We start from the raw sequence: 19,511 nt of genomic DNA on the forward strand, positions 1-19,511 counted from the left end.
GCCGATTAAGCGGGTCGCTTCGTTGGACGACGAATTCGAATTGTGCGACGACGGCCGCGATGTCGACCCGGACTTTTGCGAATATGATCTCAATGAATTCGATGAATATTCGCTCGAAGCCGCGGTCGAACTCAAGGAGCGCGCCGGCGAGGGCGTTGTGGAAGTCGTCGCGGTGACGGTCGATACGCAGGATGGCGATGAAATCCTGCGGAAGGCCTTGGCGAAAGGCGCTGACCGCGCAATTCGGATCTGGGATGAGTCTCTCGCGGAGAGCGATCAAGTTGCCGTCGCCCGAGTGATCGCCAAAGCCGTCGAACATGAAAAGCCGGGCCTCGTTTTTTGCGGCGCCCAATCGGCCGATCATGGTCATGCGCAAACCGGAATTGCGGTGGCTGGCTTGCTCGGCTGGGCTCATGCTGCCGTCGTCTCCGGCTTGAGCTATGAGCCCGGTGCGCCGGTGGCGACGATCGACCGGGAGCTCGAAGGCGGCTTGGTGCAGAAGCTTTCGATCGAGACGCCTGCGGTTTTGACAATTCAGCTCGGCATCAACAAGCCGCGTTATGCCTCGCTGCGTAGCATCAAACAGGCGAACGCCAAGCCGATCGAGGTTTTGTCGCCGGCGGAGATTGGGCTCGATCCCGCACAGACGGGGCTTGCCGGATCGTTGAGCCGTGTCCGGCGTATGTACATCCCCGAGAGGGGCCGCAGCGTGATGATCGAAGGCGCGCCCGCGGAACAGGCGGCACGTCTCCTGGAAATTGTCAAAGAGGTGAACGGCTGATGAGTGGCATATTGATCCTGGCGGAACATCGCCGCGGCGAGCTGCGGCCCGGCGTCATTGAGGCGATCGGTGCGGCGGAGCAGATCAAGTCGGGCGCCGGCGGCCCCGTGTCGGTTCTGGTTCTGGCGCCGGATCCCGGAAAATATCGCGCCGCGCTCAGTGTCGGCTGTGTCGACGAAGTCATCCTTGCGAACTCCGCCGCGGCGGAAGAATTCGAGCCGCATCTCTTTCAGGCGGCACTGCATCAACTCATCAGCGAACGCGCACCATCGGTCGTGCTGATCCCGCACAGCGTCGACGGATGCGGCGTGGCTCCGGCTCTCGCCAGCGCGCTCGATACAGGATTTGCCAGCGACGTCTTCGCGTTGCGCTACGATGGCGCGGAGCTTATTGCAACGCGCGCGGCCTATAAGGAGAAGGTATTCGTCGAGCTCGAGTTCCCCGGCAAGACCACGGTCATTCTCACGCTGCGCAGCGGCGCGTTTCCGGCCGCGACGGAACCCACGCAACCGCGCGAAACACTGATGCAGGTCGAGCCCACGGCTGGCCCACACAGCAAACATCTTGGTTGGAAAGATCCGCCGCCCAATGGAGGGATCGATATTCCCGGCGCAACTTTCATTCTCTCGATCGGCCGGGGCGTCGGAGACGAGGCCAATGTCGAGAAATTCCTCGAACTCGCCGACAGCCTTGGGGCGACGCTCGGGTGTTCACGCCCGATCGCCGATAACGGCTGGCTGCCCAAAGCGCGGCAGGTCGGCCAGTCCGGGCAGCTCGCCGCCAAGTGTAAGCTTTATATCGCCATGGGCATATCGGGATCGGTTCAGCACCAATGGGGAATGAAGCACGTCGAAACGATTGTCGCCGTCAACAAAGACCCCGAGGCATCGATATTCAGTGTCGCGAAATTTGGCATCGTTGGGGATATGCTCGAAATTGCCGACGAATTGCAGAAGCAGATCGTCGCCGCGAGCTGAAGCGCCGGCCTGAGGGCGTGTCTTCGCATTGATTTGCTTTGCCTTAGCGCCCCGGATCCGCGCGATCCGGGGCGCTTCTCTGCGCGTATCGTTTTCAACAAAGGCGCGGTGTCAGCGGCTTGTGCGGCGCCGTCGCCCGTGACCTTGAAATGAAATTCGAGGCCTGGCAGGCAGCGCCCTTGGTGCCAATAGGCACCATTGCGAGCCTATATGGAATATTTACAAATTTGACCAAGGACAATGACGAACAGGGAAGAATGACGATCGCGGAACGGGCATCGCGAGTCGCCGCGCTCAGGTGATGCTTTTGTGCGTTATAAGCGCATGTGCGACAAATTCGGGACATATCGAAAGATACCCCGAAAAGTTGGCAAAGGCGTCTCCGCTAGAGATTGGCGTGCAACGGCCATTCACTCCCCAAACTCGTCGGTCGTCCCTCGCAATCATGCGATCGCTTAACCGGATATCGACGTTAGCCGAGGGGGTAGGGAATGACGAGCGTAATTGACGCATCAATCGAGAGCGGAAGCTCTGAAGGCAAATTGCATCGATCGATTGACTGGACGGGAGCGTTCTGGGTTGCGAGCGGCGTTCCCGCGCTGGTTCTGTTTTCGATCGGTGGCATCGCCGGAACGACCGGGAAGCTGTCCTTTCTGATTTGGGGGCTGTCCATCTTCATGGGCTTCATCCAGTCGTTCACCTATGCAGAGATTGCCGGTCTGTTCCCGAATAAATCCGGCGGCGCATCGATTTATGGCGCCGCGGCTTGGGTGCGTTACGTCAAGCTCGTCGCGCCGCTCTCGGTTTGGTGCAATTGGTTTGCCTGGAGCCCCGTGCTGTCGCTCGGCTGCTCGATCGCCGCAGCCTATATCCTCAACGCGCTCGCGCCGGTTCCGCTGGCAAGCAGCCCGGAGGTCGCGCACTGGCTTGCCGCGCATGGCGCGAGCATCGCCGGATCGAGCGCCGACAAGGCAGCGGCAGCCGTTGCGGCGCTGACGCCTTCGATCAGAACCTGGACGGCTTTCCAACACACAATCGGCCCCGTGAGCGTCTCCTTCAACACCGCGTTCTTCGTCGGCGCGGCGCTGATGCTCATCGTCTTCGCGATCCAGCATAAGGGCATTCTGGGTACAGCGAATGTCCAAAAGTGGATTGGCCTCATCGTGATCGTTCCCATGGTCATTGTCGGGATCGTCCCGCTTCTGACCGGCAAGGTCGATTGGAGCAATTTCTCCCCCTTGGTTCCGCTCGCAGCGGCGTCGGCGCCGGCTCCGGGAAGCTGGAATGTCGCGGGCTGGACGCTCGTCCTGGGCGGCATGTTCATCGCCGCGTGGTCGACCTACGGCTTTGAGACTGCGGTCTGTTATACGAGTGAGTTCCGCAATCCGTCGAAGGATACGTTCAAGGCGATCTTCTATTCCGGACTCTTGTGCCTCGCGCTCTTCATTTTGGTGCCGTTTACGTTCCAAGGCGTTCTTGGTTTGAACGGCATGCTCGACCCGACCATCGTCGATGGCTCCGGTGTCGCGCAGGCGATGGCGCATATGGTCGGCGGCGGCAAGTTCATGGAGAGCATTCTTGTGATGCTCATGATCTTGGCGCTCATCCTTTCGATCATGACGGCGATGGCGGGTTCGTCGCGGACGCTCTACCAGGGCTCTGTCGACGGCTGGCTTCCGCGCTATCTGAGCTTCGTCAACAGTCACGGCGCGCCGACTCGCGCCATGTGGACGGATCTCTGCTTCAATCTCATCCTTCTCGCGATCGCCTGCGCCGACAGCACGAGCTTCTTCTTCGTGCTCGCCGTGTCGAACGTCGGTTACATCATCTTCAACTTCCTCAATCTCAACTCGGGTTGGATTCACCGGATTGACTCGGGCAATGTGCCGCGTCCGTTCCGTGCGCCGAATTGGATATTGGGTCTCGGCGCGATTTTTGGCTTCGTCAATGCCCTGTTCATGGGCGCCGGTGCCAAGACTTGGAACGCGTCCGCGCTTTGGGCCGGTCTGATCACCGCGGCGATGATCATCCCCGTGTTTGTCTTCCGTCATTACATCCAGGACGGCGGCAAGTTCCCGCATGAAACGTTCGAGGACCTGCAGGTCGGCGACAAGCCATCCACCCAAAAGCGCGCTGGCATATTGCCCTATCTCACGCTTGCCGGCGGCTTGGCTGTCGTTCTGCTCGCGAACTGGTTCTTCCAGATGTGAGGTCGCGGCGGGCGCAATGCGCCCGCCGTTTTCCCGGAAGCGGGATCGTATTTTGTAAATCATCGTAAGGAAGCGCAGTGATGAACGTGAAGGCTTATCTCCGTCAGTCCATTCTGAACGAGCGCCATCGCGCCTTGGGGACGAAATTCGAATCGTCGTGGAATGACATGCCTGTTCCGCAATATTACGCGACCGATCCCTATGTGGAGACGGTGGCGGTGCGTAACAGCGCTGGCCTCTTCGACGTCAGCTCGCTCCGGCTGATCGACGTTTCGGGGCCCGACGCGCTCTCGGTTCTCAACGATCTGCTGACGTCCGACATCGCCAAGATAAAGCCGGGGCAGTCGTCCATCAGCAACATCGTCGACGAGAACGGCTCGTTGATCGATGACGTTCTTGTCTATTGCGATGGCCCGGACAAGTATAGGCTATCGCATGGCGGCGGCTCGCTGGAGGATATCCTGCCGGTCGTGGCGGCAGGCAAGAACGTGCACGTCCACAAGGACAACGACACCCATATCCTGTCTCTGCAAGGCCCGAAGGCGCTGGACATTCTGAAGCCGCACACGCCGTTTGCGCTCGAAACGCTGCGCTATTTCGAGCACCAGCCGACGACGCTCTTCGGACGCGACGTGTCGATCGCCCGTGGCGGCTATTCCGGCGAAAGAGGCTACGAAGTCTTTTGCCACGCCGCCGATGCCGTCTTCCTCTGGGATTCCATTCTCGAGGCTGGAAAGCCCTATGGCGCGATGGCGGTCTCATGGGCCTGTCTCGATATCGTCCGCGTCGAGGCCGGTCTCTTGTTTTTCCCCTATGACATGCCCGAAGGCGACACGACGCCCTGGGAAGTCGGCGTCGACTGGACGGTGGATCTCGCGAAACCGGCGTTTCGCGGGAAGGAAGCGCTCGCTCGGCGTCGTTCAGAGATCCGCGTCGCTCAGGCGGGAATCGAGATCGATTACGATAAGGCAGTCGAGCCGGGGACGAAGCTCATCAAGGATGGCAAGGACGTCGGCGTCATCAACAGCACCACTTATAGCCAAGGCCTGATGCGCTCGCTCGCCCTGGTCCATGTCGATCCGCGCTACAAGGCCTATGGCACGGAGCTCGAACTCAACGTCGACGGCGGGACGCTGAAGGCGCGTGTCGTGAAGACGCCGTTCTACGATCCGCTTCGGCTGCGCACGCATCCCCTCGAGGAGCGCGGCGCGTCGAAGGCGGGATAATGGCGCGCCCTCTGGCGGCGTGTGAGGGGTGCGAGGAGGAGCGAACCGATGTTCGCTCCTGTTGCCTGTCAGGCGGGAAGGAGTAGAGTGTAATTAGAGAAGAATAAGTGGCCAAATGGCGCCGAAAAAGAGCGCCTAATCGTGCCGGAGGAGCCCAAATTTGCGAACACACGCTCTGTGCAGGCCGAGGTGCGAATCCGGCCGGCGTTTTCGCTCAAGCGAGGGATCTTGTTATCCCGCGACCTACTTCGCCCATTTCGTTGCGCGTGCCCGATTCGGAGACCTTGCCGAAATCGCGACGCTCGCGCTCAAACGATGGGGAAGCCGAAGGCTTCGTCACGTCGATTTTGGAACGAGATTTGCTACGCCTTCTCAAGGAAGCGACGAGCCGAGCGTCGGCCGTTTCTACATTTCGGCGACAGAGCAATGAAGATGTTATCTGAATCGGATCCGTCTACGGTTAGATGGCATTGCGAAATGCCCGAGGCAGGCAAGGAATTTCCGCTCGTTCGCTTGAACGACGAGCAATGGTTCCAGCTCAGCGGTCGTGTCGCCATGTCGATCGGTCATGATGGATTCCATCGGGAACTCGTCAATCTTTTCGGCGCGACGATCCCGCACGAATCCTGTTGGATCATCCGTTATTCCCGCGTCGCGCCGCCGGACGTTTTGTATACGCACAACGTCCCCGATGACATCGTGCAGTTCTATAACAAGGAATGTCTGAATATCGATCCGTTTTCGCAATACTGGAAGACATGGGAAAAACCCGGCGTTTTGACCTTGTCTGGCCTCGAAAACGCAAGCCTCGAATCCATCATCTATGCCAAGATATTTCGCGAGGCCGCGAAAATTTCCGATGAATTGGGCATGTTTTTCACGACCGTCGGGCATTGCTGCCTCGGTTTGTTTCTCGAGCGCGAGAAGGGCCGTTTCTCGCAAGCGGATGTTCGCCGCGCGGAGCTGATGTTTCCCGCGCTCGACGGCTATCATCGCGCCCATCTTGGTTGGCTCTTCAACGGGCTGCGGTATAAAAACGATGTCGAGGTCAAAGGATTCATCAAACGCCCCACGCTCATTCAGGATCGTTTTGGCGTCGAGGTTTACGCCAACGAATCCTGGAGCGACGCGATTGCGTCCGACGCGACGATCGAGCCGACGGTTCGTGCCGCCCGAGCCAGCGAGACGGTGCAGACATTCCTGCTCAAGGATTTCGTGCTGAAGCTCGAGAATCTCGACAGATATTTTCCACTTGCTCCCGCGGGACGGATGTTCGTGCTGGAGCCGCGTTCGTTCTCGAAAGAGGTGCCGGAGCACGTCAACCGCATCGCCGCGAGCTTGCAGAATTTTACCAAGCGCGAACGTGAAGTGCTCGCCCTGATCATGACGGGCCATAGCACCGGGCAAATCGCCCAGAGACTGCACATCAGCAAGGGCACGATCAAGAATTGCCGTTCGCGAATTTACCGGAAGGCGGACGTAATCTCCGAGCGCGCGCTGGTGAAAAAATTCATCCCGGTCTTCCAGGACGCGTGATTCTAAGGAAACGCGCTACGACGTCGCGCGGCGCCGTTGTTCATTGACGTGATTCTCCCGTTCGAGAGCGTCTGCGACGCTGCGGAAATGTTTCATCAGCAGAGCCGAGACGCCGGCGTCGATCTTCGTCTTCTCGATGGCGCGCGCCATGCACAAAAGCCAAGCATCCCGCTCGGCGGGGCCAACCTGAACATGCCGGTGCATTTCGCGAACGTTGGAATGCCCGTGTTTCTCGATATAGAGCTGCGGGCCGCCGAGGAATCCGGACAGGAAATTGAACTGCTCGATGCGCGAATGGGCGACGCCATGCCCGCGCAGATGCAGAAGGTTCAGGATTTCCGCCGCGGGATCGGTTTCGACCAAATCGTAGAAAATAGTGACGAGCCGATGCAGAACCGGCGCGCCGCCGATCCGCTCATAGAGGCTTTCGTTTGCCGTCATTGTGACCGTCCGCTTGCGCCTGGTTCAGCGGCAGGCGGTTCGCCGACCCGCTGCGAGGCCGCGCCGCCGCGTGAAGACCTTGAGCCCGTGCGCGAGAATGCGCCTTCGTTTGCCGAGAAAGGTTAAGTCTCAGCCAAGCGAGAAGTCCATGATGCCGATGGGTATCACGGCGCCGCACGATGCGTCCTTGAAGGGCCTCATCGCCGGTCGCGGCTGGCCGCTATGAGGGCTCGGGCGGACCCGGCCAGGCCTTCAGCGCTGTGTCGAGCCTTGTCCATTGGGCCTTGTCGCGAACGAACCAGTTCTCGACCGGCGCGGCGAGGTCGGGATTATCCAGCGTTCCGACCGTCACCCACACGGTTTCCGGCTCGGCATCGAAGACGAAGGTCAACGGGCTTCCGCACGAAGCGCAGTGCGAGCGGATCGCGTCGGCGGATGAGCGATAGGGTGCCAATTCGCCGCGCTCGATCTGAAAGGCGGCTCGATCGACAGCGGCATAGGTGAGGAAGGCGGCGCCGCTGTGCCGCCGGCACATGGAGCAATGGCAATTGACTGAAACTTTCGGTTCGGCGGTCAGGCGATACCGAACCGCGCCGCACAAGCATCCCCCCAACACGCTGCCTCTCTGACCCGGTGCACGAGCAAAGCTCCGCCCGTCGGCCATCATGACCGCCCGTGTGAGGAGGCTAATTGGGCGGGGGGAACGAGTCCATGATGCCTGCGGGCATCATGAAGAGGCAATCCTTCGTTGCCTCGTCTCTTCCATACTGTCGCGACGTCGTTCGCAGGCCCACAACCCCATTGATCTGCAATCAGGCCGGAACCGTGCTTTTCGCCTCAGCCGGCGCAGGCGCGTCGATCGGGGTCGCGATATCCTTGAACACCGCGAAACTGCTGGGCGTCGGCGCCATGACCGGGAAGGTGAAGCTGCATTTCGGGCAGGGCTCGGCGAGCGTCTTCTGCTCCTGATTGAGCTCAAACGCCTTGTCCTCCACGTGGCCGCAGCAGGGGCAAACGCGTAACAATCTTGTACCTTGAAGCTCGAAATTCGTGATGATGTCTTCCATGATCGCGCCGCGTGCGGCCCATTCCTTGGCGTGCTTATGATAGATGTTCATGTGCCAGTCGCGCAGCGATTGGCGATTGATCCAGAAGCTGACTTCGTTGAACCAGGTGGGGTCTTCCGGATGCACCCACCACGTCAGATGCAGAAAGCCCGGAAGCTTCATGAGATGATTGCGCGTGTCTGCGAAGATGACCTTGAACTTCTCATATCCATCCGCGCTTGAGAAGCGCACGCGCTGCATGCTGAGATAAATGGACATTGCGGACCTCTGCTCACGCAAACGCAGTCCAATTGACCGCGGAGCAAGCATTAGAAATAATGTGGTCTGCTGGTAGTGCCAGCATCGAGAAATATTATGGAGCCAGATTGCAAGGCTGACTTAAGCCGGATTTGAGGGCTGGCACTGCCTTTGCGAAGACGATGGCACGTCCGAGGTCCGTCCATGCAGTTGTTGATTTCCATCGATCGCAAGGATGAGCGGCCGCTGCAATTGCAGCTCTACGAAATCATCCGCCAAATGATCTTGAGCGCGACACTCAAGGCCGGAGAGCGATTGCCCTCGACGCGAAGCATCGCAGAGCAATTGCATGTGGCCAGAAATACCGTCGTTCTCGCCTACGAGCGTTTGATCGCCGAGGGCTATATTACCTCGCAGATCAAAGCCGGGACCTTCGTCAACGACAGGCTTCCCGACGCGAGCGTATTGGTGCGCAACGCCCATACGGCGGTTGTCCCGACCGGGAAGCGCATTCGGCTCGGCAAGATCCCGAGCTTCGTCGGTCGCTCGCCTGAACTTTGGCGCGAGCGATCGATGCGCCCGAAATTCGATTTTTTTGTCGGCCGGCCGCATCCCAAAAGCTTTCCCACCCATTTCTGGCAAAAGTCGCTCACGCAACATCTTACCTATGCGCGCGGCGCGATGACGGAATACGGCGATCCGCGCGGCCTTCGCGCCTTACGGGAAGCCATTGCCGATCATCTGCGCGCGACGCGCGGGATCGACGCGGTTCCTGATCAAATTATCATCACCGCTGGCATTCAAGGCGCGCTCAATCTATTGGCGCGGGTTTTCCTCAGCGGCACGGCGCAATCGGCCGTCGCGGTTGAAAATCCATCCTATCAGGGCGCGGCATTCTTATTCGGCAGCTATGGCGCGCAAATACATCCAATTCGTATCGACGAGAACGGCCTCGATGTTTCCGAGCTCGAAGGCTTTCTCGGCAATCTGATCTATGTCACGCCCTCGCATCAATTTCCGACCGGCTACACAATGAGTCTCGATCGCCGGCTGCACCTGCTGGATTGGGCCTATCGTACCGGCAGCTATATTATCGAAGATGATTACGACAGCGATTTCCGCTACGACGGGCCGCCCTTGGTGGCGCTCGCCGGCCTCGATCGACGCGGGCAGGTGATCTATCTCGGCACGTTTTCGAAGTCGATCGGCGCGGCGATTCGGATTGGCTATGTCGTCCTGCCGCATCATCTGGTCGACCAGGCGCGTATCGTCAAGGCGCTGCTCGACAATTGCTCGCCTTGGCTTGAGCAAGCCGTCATTGCCGATTTTCTCAACGAGGGTGCGTTCCTTCGTCATCTGCGGCGTATCCGGCGTTCCTATATGGCGGCGCGCGATGCCTTGGTGGAGGAAATCCACGACCGCTTCCCAGGAAGTCTTTTGTCCGGCACCGAAGGCGGAATGCATATGATGTGGATGGTCCCCCGAGATCTGCCGGATCCCGACGAAATCCAACGTCGCGCGCTCGCTTGCGAGGTCGGGCTCTACCCGCTGCTGGCGTCGGCGGCTTTCGAATACGGCAAGGCGAGACGTTTTCGCGACCGGGCGATCGTTCTCGGATATACATGTCTTTCGGCGGAAGACATCCGCGAAGCGATCAGCCGCGTTGCAGCCGCTCTCAAAACACGTCGGACCGCTCGGACAGGGCAATTGTCGAGGCACAACGGCGACCGCGAGGATAAAGCGGCGCGTCGAAATTAGGCGCGCTGGTCAAGAACCGCGCAACGACGTCAAATGCAGAGCCGCAGAAGGTAGCTGCGTCGATCGAGCGCATCTGCATAATCATTTATCATTTCTGCCGCCAAAGTAATCGAACGTGAGTTTTGTACATACAGAATCGCGCATGAAATGTGCGAAATCCTGGCCCCATCGGAATCGACGCAACAGGATCTAGGTATCCGTTGCGATGTCGTTCCAAACTCAACCTCATGGCACTGATCGAGGCATGCGACTTGCAATCCGCGAGACGGCCTCAAGAGAAGTGGTCTGAACTCTTGTCAGTATCGGCCGGGGTTGAATCGTGACGAATGCGACAGCGTGCAAAGTCTTCGAATGCTGCTGACGCATCGGATCATTCGACGCCGGATACCTGCAATGACTTTGGAATGAATAGGTGTCGAATGTCCGAACTTCGTCGAAACAATCTGTCTCTCGTCGAGGCGGTAGGCCAATCGGTCTGCAGTCTTTCCCCAACCTTTACGCCCGCCCTGGGTGTGGCGGTCGTCGGCGGCATGGCCGGCGCGAATTCCTGGCTCGTCTATCTCCTCGCGACGATCAGTGTCACGATCGTCGGGATTAACATTGCAAAACTCGCCAAACGCATTCCCGCCGCAGGCTCGTTCTTTCTTTATGTCTCGCGCACGCTTGGGCCGTCGTGGGGACTTCTCTCGGGCTGGGCGATGCTCGCCGCCTATCTCTTCACCGCGGTGGCGCTGACAGTGGCGACATCGATCTTCTTTAAAGACTTTTTCGGGGCCATCGGCGTGAAAATCATGCCGCCCGATTTCGTCATTTATATCGCCGTGTCGGCGTTGATCTTTGTCCTCGCCTATCGCGACGTGAAGCTCTCGACGCGCTTCGGCTTGACGCTGGAGGCGCTCTCGGTCGGTGCGATCATCGTCGTCTGTTTCCTGATTTGGAAATCCGTCGGCTTCAAGATCGACATGGCGCAAGTTCACCTCTCCGGCGCCTCGTTCGGTACGATCGCCCCGCCGATCGTATTTGCCATTTTCTCCTGGGTCGGCTTCGAGAGCGCTGCGACCTTGTCAAAGGAAATCCGCAATCCGGAGGTCGTGGTGCCACGCGCCATTGTCGCGACGGCGATCGTCGTCGGCGTTTTCTTCGTCGCTACCACGGTGATCATCGCCATGGGCTTCCACGACGACGCCGGCAAGCTTGGTGCCAGTGCGGCCCCGCTGTCCGACGTTGCCGCGGCGTCGAATCTCGGTGGTATGGTTGTCACCTTCATCTACTTTGCCGCGATGATCAGTTGCTTTGCCTGCTCGCTCGGCCAGCTCACGGCCTTCGCTCGGATGCTGTTCTCGCTCGGACGGTACGAATTCGTGCACCGGTCGATGGGCGCCGTCCATGAAAAGCACGCGACGCCGTATTTCGCGGTGGCCGTGGGCACCGTCTTGAATGCCGTGCTGTGCATCGCCTTCGCGCGGGCCGGGGAGACGAACCTCGTCGGCTATTTCGGCACGATTGCCACCTTCGGCTTCATCTTCGTCTATCTCCTGTGCTCGATCGCGGCGCCGGTGCTTCTCTATCGGGAAGGCAATCTCACGGCCGGCACGGTGATCCTGGGCGCCCTCGGCGCGGTGTCGATGGCGCTCGCCTTTTTCGGCAGCGTCTATCCGGTGCCGGCGGTGCCCTACAATTACTTCCCCTGGGGCTTCTTGGCCTACATGCTGGCCGGCGCCGTCTGGTTCTTCGTCCTGAAGACGCGGGCGCCGAAGGTCTTGCAGGGGATCGAGCACGATCTCGAATCCTTGGGCACGATCGAGGCGGCGACGACGCCGCTGAGCGCCTTGGGCGTCGGCGCCGAATAAGCGCCTTCAAAGGCGGGCCGCCTCGGCGGCCCGCTTTTGCTTGACCGGCGCAAAGCCGTGGCGATGGTTGAGGGGGCGGTTGACCCTCGGCAGCGGCGCCGCTACCGCAGATGACACGATAGACCCTCCATGGGGGCGGACCGCGTTTCGCGCCCCAGCCTCCTTCGTGTCCATCTCGGGGTTCGCGCTATGCCGATCCGCGGCGACGTCATCCATACGATCAATTTCTTCCAAGGCGCTTTCACCATCATCCTGGCGCTGGCGCTTGGCGAAGCGCTGAAATCCTTCGCCAGCGACGACCAGAGCCAGCCGCTGCGCTGGGAGCGCGCGCCGGCCTTGCTGGCCTTCATGATCATCTTCTTTCAATTCTTCGAGAGCATGGCCGAATATTTCTACTCGGCCTATCTCAGCCCGAAGACGGCGCTGACCTTCGTTCCCGGCTACCTGCTCTTCGACAGCATCATGTTCCTGCTGCAAGGCTGCTGCTTTTTCACCATGTCGCGGTCGCTGGCGCCGCACCGCTGGCAGCGCTTCTACGGATCGATCCTCGTGCTCATGCTGATCGACATCGCCTGGACGGCGGTCAACCAGGTCCGCGGCGTGCATGTCGGCGCCTGGCTCGCGATCGACATCGCGACCGTCGTCGTCATCTTGCTCATGATGGCATTCGAGCGCGCCAAGCCAGACTCGATGCGCCCGAGCTACATCGGGCTGGCGCTCATCATGATCACGTCCGTGCTTGCCTATTGGCTCGAACACGACATGTATTTTCCGGGGGCGTGAGGCAGAGTACGAATCGCATTCCGGCAGGCGCTCGGCAGTGACGGCGTTGCAATGATTCGAGCGTCGCGTTTGCCTCTGCTAGATTCGGCGTCGCGCCTCGGCCAGCGCCGATGCCCAGCGGGATTCGGACTCTTCTCCCTCGGGAACGGCAAAAAGGTTGCATAGCCAATCGACGGATTTCAACGCGCTTGCGTTCATCGGATGGCCGAGCGGAAATTTTTGCCCCGATAGATCGTCGACGTAATAAAGCTTGTACCCGCCGAGCAGGCTTGGAAACGCTTCCAAGGATTCGCCGCTTTGCGCGGCGGTCGATGGATTATATTCGAAGTGAATCGCCGGCCGGTCCGGCCGCGACAGCAATGTATCTGCGCCGCGCAAGACCGACTGTTCGCTCCCCTCGACATCGATCTTGATCAAAGCCGGGCGCGCGCCGGAACTTAATTGAAATTCATTCAAGGTGATCCCGACGGCATGGGTGAGATAGTCCCCGATGTTTTTGTTGAGCCCGTTCGGCGTAACCTGCGAGCAGAGCGATTTTTGTTTGGAATAGGTGAGTTGGGTCGGCCCGGCCTTATCCCGGACCGCGGCCGGAAAAGGAAAGACCTTTTCCTGCAAGCCGAGGCGGCCTACGGCGCTCGCGAGCGCGGCAAACGTCGTCGGCACGGCCTCGAAGGCATAGATCCGCACCGGCCGATCGGCGAGCATTTGGGCGAGCTGACAGGAAAAGAAGCCGCTGTTCGCGCCGACGTCATAGACGACGGCTTCGCTGCGCTCCTGCCGCAACCAGGCCGCGCAGAGCTCCAGCTCCTTTTGGTAGGCGTCGCGAATATAAAACGGATGTTCGGCGAGATCGCCGATCTGGCAGACGAACGGATAGCCGAGCCCGCTCTTGCTTACGATCTGCCGGATGCCGATGGCCTTGAGACAGCGCAGCCAGGCGAAGCGCAACCCCACCTTGACCAAGGAAATCTCTGCGAACCCCGCCGGATCAAGGTCGCCGGCCGATCCGAGAATCACACGGCCGCTGCGTTCGATGATCCATGCTTTCGCATCACCGGCATACTGGCTAAAACGCTTGGCCTTCGCCTCGGAATAGAGATCGCTCATGATCGCAGCTCATCCCGGAATGGCATGCCGGTCAAGCCTTTGATGCCATGCCGCGGCCGCAGTTCGCAGCCGCTATCCGGAAGCGCTCAACTTTTTGTCCTAAAAAGAAAAACGCCCCGAACTGAGTTCGAGGCCGATCCCGCGCATGTTGGCGCCTGGCTTGCGATCGGCATCGCCACGGTGATCTTGCTCATCATGGCGTTCGAGCGCGGCAAGGCCCGTCGATGCGTCCGAGATTGTCGGGCTTGCGCTGATCCTGATCACGTCGGTGCTCGCCTATTGGCTGGAGTACGACATGTATTTTCCACGGACGTGAGGCCTGATCTTGGGCGGCGTGTAATGTTCGGGGGCCCATCCGGAATCGGTGCCGTCAGTTCTAGCGGCGACCTCTCAAAGCAGTCCAACTCGGTTTCTTTGGATTGCGGGAGGGCATTTCCTGTCCCGTAATGATGACAGGCACGCGTCGCATAGCAATCGTCTGACCGGAGAGTTTGACGAAACAATCCATAAAATGGGTTCCTCGATAGGCTGAAGTTTCGCTCGCTTTCAATCCCTCCCTTTTTACATGCCCCAAATCATTCACCTGTTCGGCCTCTGGCCCTTCGTTCCGTACCATCCAAACGATTTTGCTATTTCGAGGCAGGTCAGGCGAATTAATAATCTCAAACTCGATATCGCAATTTTTTGGAATTGGCCCTATTCGGTTCATGTCTGTGAAAGGCTTGGCAAAAACGTTATTTCTCGACTTAGCAGTTACTTTGATTTGTGGCATTGTGACGGGAACAGGAAGATTCCTCGATTTTTCGAGAATAGTATTTGTATCCTCTGGTAACGGAAATAAATATTCAAAAGCTTCCTGCCAGATATCGGCTGCGTTCCACTCAGATTCGGCAGCGGCCGCGCGGTGAGCGATGTCCCAAAGGATATCAAGCTCTTTTTGAAATGCACTCATCTCTGCGGCGGAAAGCCGTACCAAATTTTCCGACGAGTTAATGGGATTGAGCACCACTTGATCGTTGTTCAATCGATCAATTATTGAATCAATGATGTCGCGTAGCGTCTCATCGTCTGCCCCGATATTCTCTGAGCCCAAAGACTCAGCCGCCTCGGCGACGAGAACGGTCAGCAAAATTGAGGACGGGCGCTTTTTGATATCTTGAAACTTCAAAGCAGCCCATACTTTCATATATCTTACCTGACGCCGTACTTTTGCTCTTGTTGCGTCATCAAACAAGTCCTTAAACCAAAGATAAATAGCCTTAGGATCGCTAGTTTCCCAGCCTTCCTCCGTCGCTAGTGCGCGGGCATCTTTCGAGTCGTCGAGATGGTAACTTGGGACATCGATGTGAAAGTTATTTTGGTAGCGGATTCGACCACATCGAGGCTTGGGGTCGCAAACCTCGATTACGTCCTCTGAATCATCGTTAGCGTAGGCTAAAAGGCTATCTTGGATAAAGGATTTCAGCGTAGCGGGGCTGTGTTTTCCGTCAACAGGTCTACCTTCCCACTGAAAGTAAATGCCAAGATCAATGTCAAATTCCTCGCCTTTTCGAACAGGCCTAATTTGCGTGCCGAACTTATATGAGCCCTGTAGCCAGCTTCGAAGCGCATATCCGCTACGCTCCTTCAAGTCTGTGATGAGATGCCTAGCAAGGGCGTTCCAGCGATCTTGTTGCTCGTCAAATTGGTCATTTGAAGGAGTGCTGCGGCGATGCAGAGTTTCTTTCTCGCTATCATTCGAACTGAAGAAAAGAGATGAAGCGGCGCCCATTGTCAGAGTCCGTTATTGAAAAACACAGGCGTAGCCGCGTTGTGTAGGAAGAAGCTTTGAAGTTGGGCGTTATTGATGTTTTCCTGGACGGTACTTGCCGCAAGTGCACGGACGGTTTTTTGTGCGTCCTTAGTCGCGACGTCAAGCGCGAGATGTCGTTCTTGCTCTTTGGATTGCGAAGCATCCAAACGCAAATAGCGATTTCCTAGTCGATGCCCCATCATGTAGTTTACGGAATGCTGTTGTGAGGCAATCATAACGTTCACTAGACGTTGATCGGTGAGCCAGCCCAATAAACCGAGTCGGCGCCCATGTGCGTGAGCAAACGAAAATTGCGATGTCGTGGTGCCGATACTGAGTACATGAATGTTTCCGACTTTCTGACTCAAAAAGTGCTCTGCCTCATGTAACGCTAGTAAGTCAGGAGAGTTCGCATACAGGCCGCCATCCGCAAACAGCTCATCGTTAATTTCCGCAATCGGGAAATAGGTTGGCGCTGCTGACGTAGCCAATGCAACATCGACCACGTTTCTTTTCGGATCGACGCGAAAATCCGGATGATGACCGGTTTTGAAAATCTGAGGAAGGCCTTTGGAGAGGTTGACCGCGGGGACTATTACAGGATGCTTCAAATCGGCCATTTTTGTTGTTACGCCAACGATTTCGGTGATGGTGTCATGTAGATTTCCATCGTCGTATTTAGGTCGGAGGGCGGACCTTCCAATATCCAATAGTGAATCGAAAAACGACGAAGGCGCGGCACGATTTGAGAAGATAGTGGCCCCATGTTTTTCAAAAGCCGCTTGGATGCGCTTTGCGGGAACTTCATTTGCCAAACCGAGAGCAATAATACCGCCGACCGAGGTTCCAGCTAATAATTCGAAGCTTTTCGCGATCGGCGCTTCGTAGATCTCTTCAAGCCTCGCGAGTACGGACACTGTGTACAGCCCGAGAAATCCACCTCCGCTAAGCGAAAGAATGTTGAATCTCTCGGGCATCGCCTAATCCTGAAGTGCCAGGCAATTATTTCGGGCGCGATTGATTGATCAAGTGAGTGATTCGTCTAGCTACACCCCGTCGTCGCGCCGCAGGTGTCGCATTTCAAGCATGTCCCGTTGCGAACCAAGGTGAAGTTGTTGCATTCGGGGCAGGCTTCGCCGGTATAGCCTTTCATCCGCGCCTCGCTGCGCCGGTCGGCAACGCTCGTCTGTTCGGTGGCGACCGACCAGTCGAGCGCGTCGAGTTCGGCCTCGATCTCGTTTTCGAGATTCTTCTTCAGCGCCGTCGCCGGCGCGCCGCCGGCCGATTGCACCAGCATCAGCTTGTCGGCCTTGTTGCGCACGAAGCCCTTCGAGACATAGCGCGAGCTTTCCGGCGCGCGGCTCTGCGCCTCGCCCTTGCCGATCACGTCATGGCCGATGTCGCTTTGGTCGATATGGGCGAGATCGTTGCGGCCGAGATAGGAGATGGCGAGTTCGCGGAACACATAGTCGATGATCGAGGTCGCGTTCTTGATCGCGTCATTGCCCTGCACGAGGCCCGCCGGCTCGAAGCGGGTGAAGGTGAAGGCATCGACATATTCTTCGAGCGGCACGCCATATTGCAGGCCGACGGAGATGGCGATGGCGAAATTGTTCATCAGCGAGCGGAAGGCGGCGCCTTCTTTATGCATGTCGATGAAGATTTCGCCGAGCCTTCCGTCGGCATATTCGCCGGTGCGCAGATAGACCTTGTGGCCGCCGACGACCGCCTTCTGCGTATAGCCCTTGCGCCGGTCGGGCAGGCGCTCGCGCTCGCGCAGGCGTTCGACCCGCTCGACGATGCGCTCGACGATCTTCTCCGCGACGGCGGTGGCGCGGGCCGGGACGTTGGCGGCGACGAGCGCCTCGACGGCCTCGTCCTCGTCTTCCTCCTCGTCGGCGATCAACTGGCTGTTGAGCGGCTGCGAAAGCTTCGAGCCGTCGCGATAGAGCGCATTGGCCTTCAGCGCCAGGCGCCAGGAGAGCATGTAAGCCTCCTTGCAATCCTCGACGGTGGCGTCGTTCGGCATGTTGATCGTCTTCGAGATCGCGCCGGTGATGAAGGGCTGCGCCGCCGCCATCATGCGGATATGGCTCTCGACCGAGAGGTAGCGCTTGCCAATCCGCCCGCAGGGATTGGCGCAATCGAAGACCGGATAATGCTCCGGCTTCAGATGCGGCGCGCCTTCGACCGTCATCGCGCCGCAGACGTGCAGATTGGCGGCTTCGATATCGGCCTTGGAGAAGCCGAGGAAGGTCAAAAGATCGAAGCTCGGATCGTCGAGCTTTTCTTCCGGCACATGCAGGGCGTTGACCAGGAAGTCGGCGCCGAGCGTCCATTTGTTGAAGACGAATTTGATGTCGAAGGCCGAGGCCAGGGCCTTTTCCACCGCCTCGATCTTGGCGTCGGTGAAGCCCCTGGCCTTGAGGCTCGTCGGATTGATCGCCGGCGCTTGGCGCAGCGACGCATGGCCGACGGCATAGACCTCGATTTCGGCGATCTCCGATTCGCGATAGCCGAGCGCACGCAGGCCTTCCGGCACGGCGCGGTTGATGATCTTGAAATAGCCGCCGCCGGCGAGCTTCTTGAATTTGACGAGGGCAAAGTCCGGCTCGATGCCGGTCGTGTCGCAATCCATGACGAGGCCGATCGTGCCGGTCGGCGCGACGACCGAGACCTGCGCATTGCGATAGCCGAATTGTTCACCGAGCGAGACGGCCTTGTCCCAGGCGGCGACGGCATGCTCGCCCAGCGCTGACTCGGGCAGGGCGCTGCGGTCGAGCGGTACCGGCGCGGTTGCGAGCTTTTCATAGCCCGCGGCCTCGCCCCGCGCGGCGCGGCGGTGGTTGCGCATGACGCGCAGCATCGGCTCGCGATTGTCGGCGAAATGGGCGAAGGCCCCCAATTCGCGCGCCATCTCGGCCGAGGTCGCGTAGGAAATGCCGGTCATGACCGCCGAGAGCGCGGCGCAGATGGCGCGGCCTTCGTCCGAATCATAGGCGATGCCGGAGGACATCAAGAGGCCGCCGATATTCGCGTAACCGAGGCCGAGCGTGCGGTATTCGTAAGAGAGGCGGGCGATTTCCTTCGACGGGAATTGCGCCATCAGCACCGAGATTTCGAGGACGACGGTCCACAGCCGCACCGCATGTTCGTAGGCTTCGATGTCGAAGACCTTCGTCTGCGGATCGCGGAACGGCAGCAGGTTCAACGACGCCAGATTGCAGGCGGTATCGTCGAGGAACATATATTCGGAGCAGGGGTTCGACGCGACGATCGGGCCGGCCGCCGGGCAGGTGTGCCAGTCGTTGATCGTCGTATGATATTGCAGGCCGGGATCGGCGGAGGCCCAGGCGGCATAGCCGATCTTCTCCCACAGATCGCGCGCCTTCAGCGTCTTGTGGGTCTTGCCGTCGGTGCGGCGGATCAAGGTCCAGTCGCCGTCGCGATCGACGGCGCGCAGGAAGTCGTCGGTGACGCGCACCGAATTGTTGGAGTTCTGGCCGGAGACGGTGAGATAGGCCTCGGAATCCCAATCGGTCGTATAGGTATCGAAGGCGATGTCCTTATAGCCCTGGCGCGCGAACTGGATGATCTTCTTGATCATGCCGTCCGGCACCGAGGCTTTGCGGGCGAGCTTGATCTCCCGCTTCAGCGCCGGGTTCTTCTCCGGCTCGAAGCAATCGCCGTTCGGGCCTTCGCAATTGACGCAGGCACGCAGGATGGCCTTCAGTGCCTTCTTGACC

15 protein-coding genes are annotated in these 19,511 nt (G+C 58.9%); 8 read left to right on the top strand and 7 right to left on the bottom strand.

Features of this window, described 5'->3' with window-relative positions:
- The first annotated feature begins 22 nt into the window (after positions 1-22).
- From Q0025_RS01710 to Q0025_RS01730, 5 genes are all read left to right on the top strand, one after another.
- Positions 23-781 (top strand): electron transfer flavoprotein subunit beta/FixA family protein, encoded by a 759-nt coding sequence (locus Q0025_RS01710; protein ID WP_297295359.1) that lies wholly within the window; start codon positions 23-25, stop codon positions 779-781.
- A complete protein-coding gene (locus tag Q0025_RS01715) occupies positions 781-1,758 on the top strand; it encodes an electron transfer flavoprotein subunit alpha/FixB family protein (RefSeq protein ID WP_297295361.1) in 978 nt (325 codons plus the stop codon). Before Q0025_RS01710 ends, Q0025_RS01715 begins: the two co-directional genes overlap by 1 nt.
- A 491-nt stretch (positions 1,759-2,249) precedes the next feature.
- On the top strand, positions 2,250-3,968 hold the full coding sequence (locus Q0025_RS01720) for an APC family permease (protein ID WP_297295363.1): 1,719 nt from the start codon (positions 2,250-2,252) through the stop codon (positions 3,966-3,968).
- 80 nt (positions 3,969-4,048) lie between these two features.
- Positions 4,049-5,194, top strand: a complete 1,146-nt coding sequence (locus Q0025_RS01725; protein ID WP_297295365.1) for an aminomethyltransferase family protein — start codon at positions 4,049-4,051, stop codon at positions 5,192-5,194.
- A 477-nt stretch (positions 5,195-5,671) separates the two neighbouring features.
- Positions 5,672-6,730, top strand: coding sequence for a LuxR C-terminal-related transcriptional regulator (locus tag Q0025_RS01730; RefSeq protein WP_297295367.1), 1,059 nt, complete (start codon positions 5,672-5,674; stop codon positions 6,728-6,730).
- A gap of 15 nt (positions 6,731-6,745) precedes the next feature.
- Here the strand turns inward: Q0025_RS01730 and Q0025_RS01735 are convergent, their stop codons facing one another.
- The 3 genes from Q0025_RS01735 to Q0025_RS01745 all read right to left on the bottom strand — a co-directional run bounded on the left by Q0025_RS01735 (position 6,746) and on the right by Q0025_RS01745 (position 8,496).
- Positions 6,746-7,171 (bottom strand): group II truncated hemoglobin, encoded by a 426-nt coding sequence (locus Q0025_RS01735; protein ID WP_297295369.1) that lies wholly within the window; start codon positions 7,169-7,171, stop codon positions 6,746-6,748.
- Positions 7,172-7,391: 220 nt separating this feature from the next.
- Positions 7,392-7,838: a GFA family protein gene (locus Q0025_RS01740; RefSeq protein WP_297295371.1), complete on the bottom strand. Its 447-nt coding sequence runs from the start codon at positions 7,836-7,838 to the stop codon at positions 7,392-7,394.
- 145 nt (positions 7,839-7,983) lie between these two features.
- Positions 7,984-8,496 carry an antibiotic biosynthesis monooxygenase gene (locus tag Q0025_RS01745; RefSeq protein WP_297295373.1) on the bottom strand — a complete coding sequence of 171 codons (513 nt, stop codon included), beginning with the start codon at positions 8,494-8,496 and terminating at the stop codon, positions 7,984-7,986.
- 183 nt (positions 8,497-8,679) lie between these two features.
- Here Q0025_RS01745 and Q0025_RS01750 point away from each other — a divergent pair, with 183 nt between their 5' ends.
- The 3 genes from Q0025_RS01750 (at position 8,680) to Q0025_RS01760 (ending at position 12,866) form a co-directional block, all read left to right on the top strand.
- Positions 8,680-10,233, top strand: a complete 1,554-nt coding sequence (locus Q0025_RS01750; protein WP_297295375.1) for a PLP-dependent aminotransferase family protein — start codon at positions 8,680-8,682, stop codon at positions 10,231-10,233.
- Positions 10,234-10,652: 419 nt separating this feature from the next.
- Entirely contained in the window at positions 10,653-12,083 is a 1,431-nt protein-coding gene (locus tag Q0025_RS01755) for an APC family permease (RefSeq protein WP_297295377.1), read from the top strand.
- Between the two features lie 189 nt (positions 12,084-12,272).
- A complete protein-coding gene (locus Q0025_RS01760; RefSeq protein WP_297295379.1) occupies positions 12,273-12,866 on the top strand; it encodes a hypothetical protein in 594 nt (197 codons plus the stop codon).
- Between the two features lie 78 nt (positions 12,867-12,944).
- Here the strand turns inward: Q0025_RS01760 and Q0025_RS01765 are convergent, their stop codons facing one another.
- The 4 genes from Q0025_RS01765 to Q0025_RS01780 all read right to left on the bottom strand — a co-directional run.
- A complete protein-coding gene (locus Q0025_RS01765; RefSeq protein WP_297295381.1) occupies positions 12,945-13,973 on the bottom strand; it encodes an FkbM family methyltransferase in 1,029 nt (342 codons plus the stop codon).
- Between the two features lie 376 nt (positions 13,974-14,349).
- Positions 14,350-15,744 carry a CBASS cGAMP synthase gene (locus tag Q0025_RS01770; RefSeq protein ID WP_297295383.1) on the bottom strand — a complete coding sequence of 465 codons (1,395 nt, stop codon included), beginning with the start codon at positions 15,742-15,744 and terminating at the stop codon, positions 14,350-14,352.
- Positions 15,745-15,746: 2 nt separating this feature from the next.
- Entirely contained in the window at positions 15,747-16,742 is a 996-nt protein-coding gene (locus tag Q0025_RS01775) for a CBASS cGAMP-activated phospholipase (protein ID WP_297295385.1), read from the bottom strand.
- 65 nt (positions 16,743-16,807) lie between these two features.
- Positions 16,808-19,511 (bottom strand): vitamin B12-dependent ribonucleotide reductase (locus tag Q0025_RS01780; protein ID WP_297295387.1); only part of this gene is annotated, 2,704 nt, incomplete at its 5' end.

Source organism: uncultured Methylovirgula sp., from assembly GCF_947646745.1.
GTDB lineage: Bacteria > Pseudomonadota > Alphaproteobacteria > Rhizobiales > Beijerinckiaceae > Methylovirgula.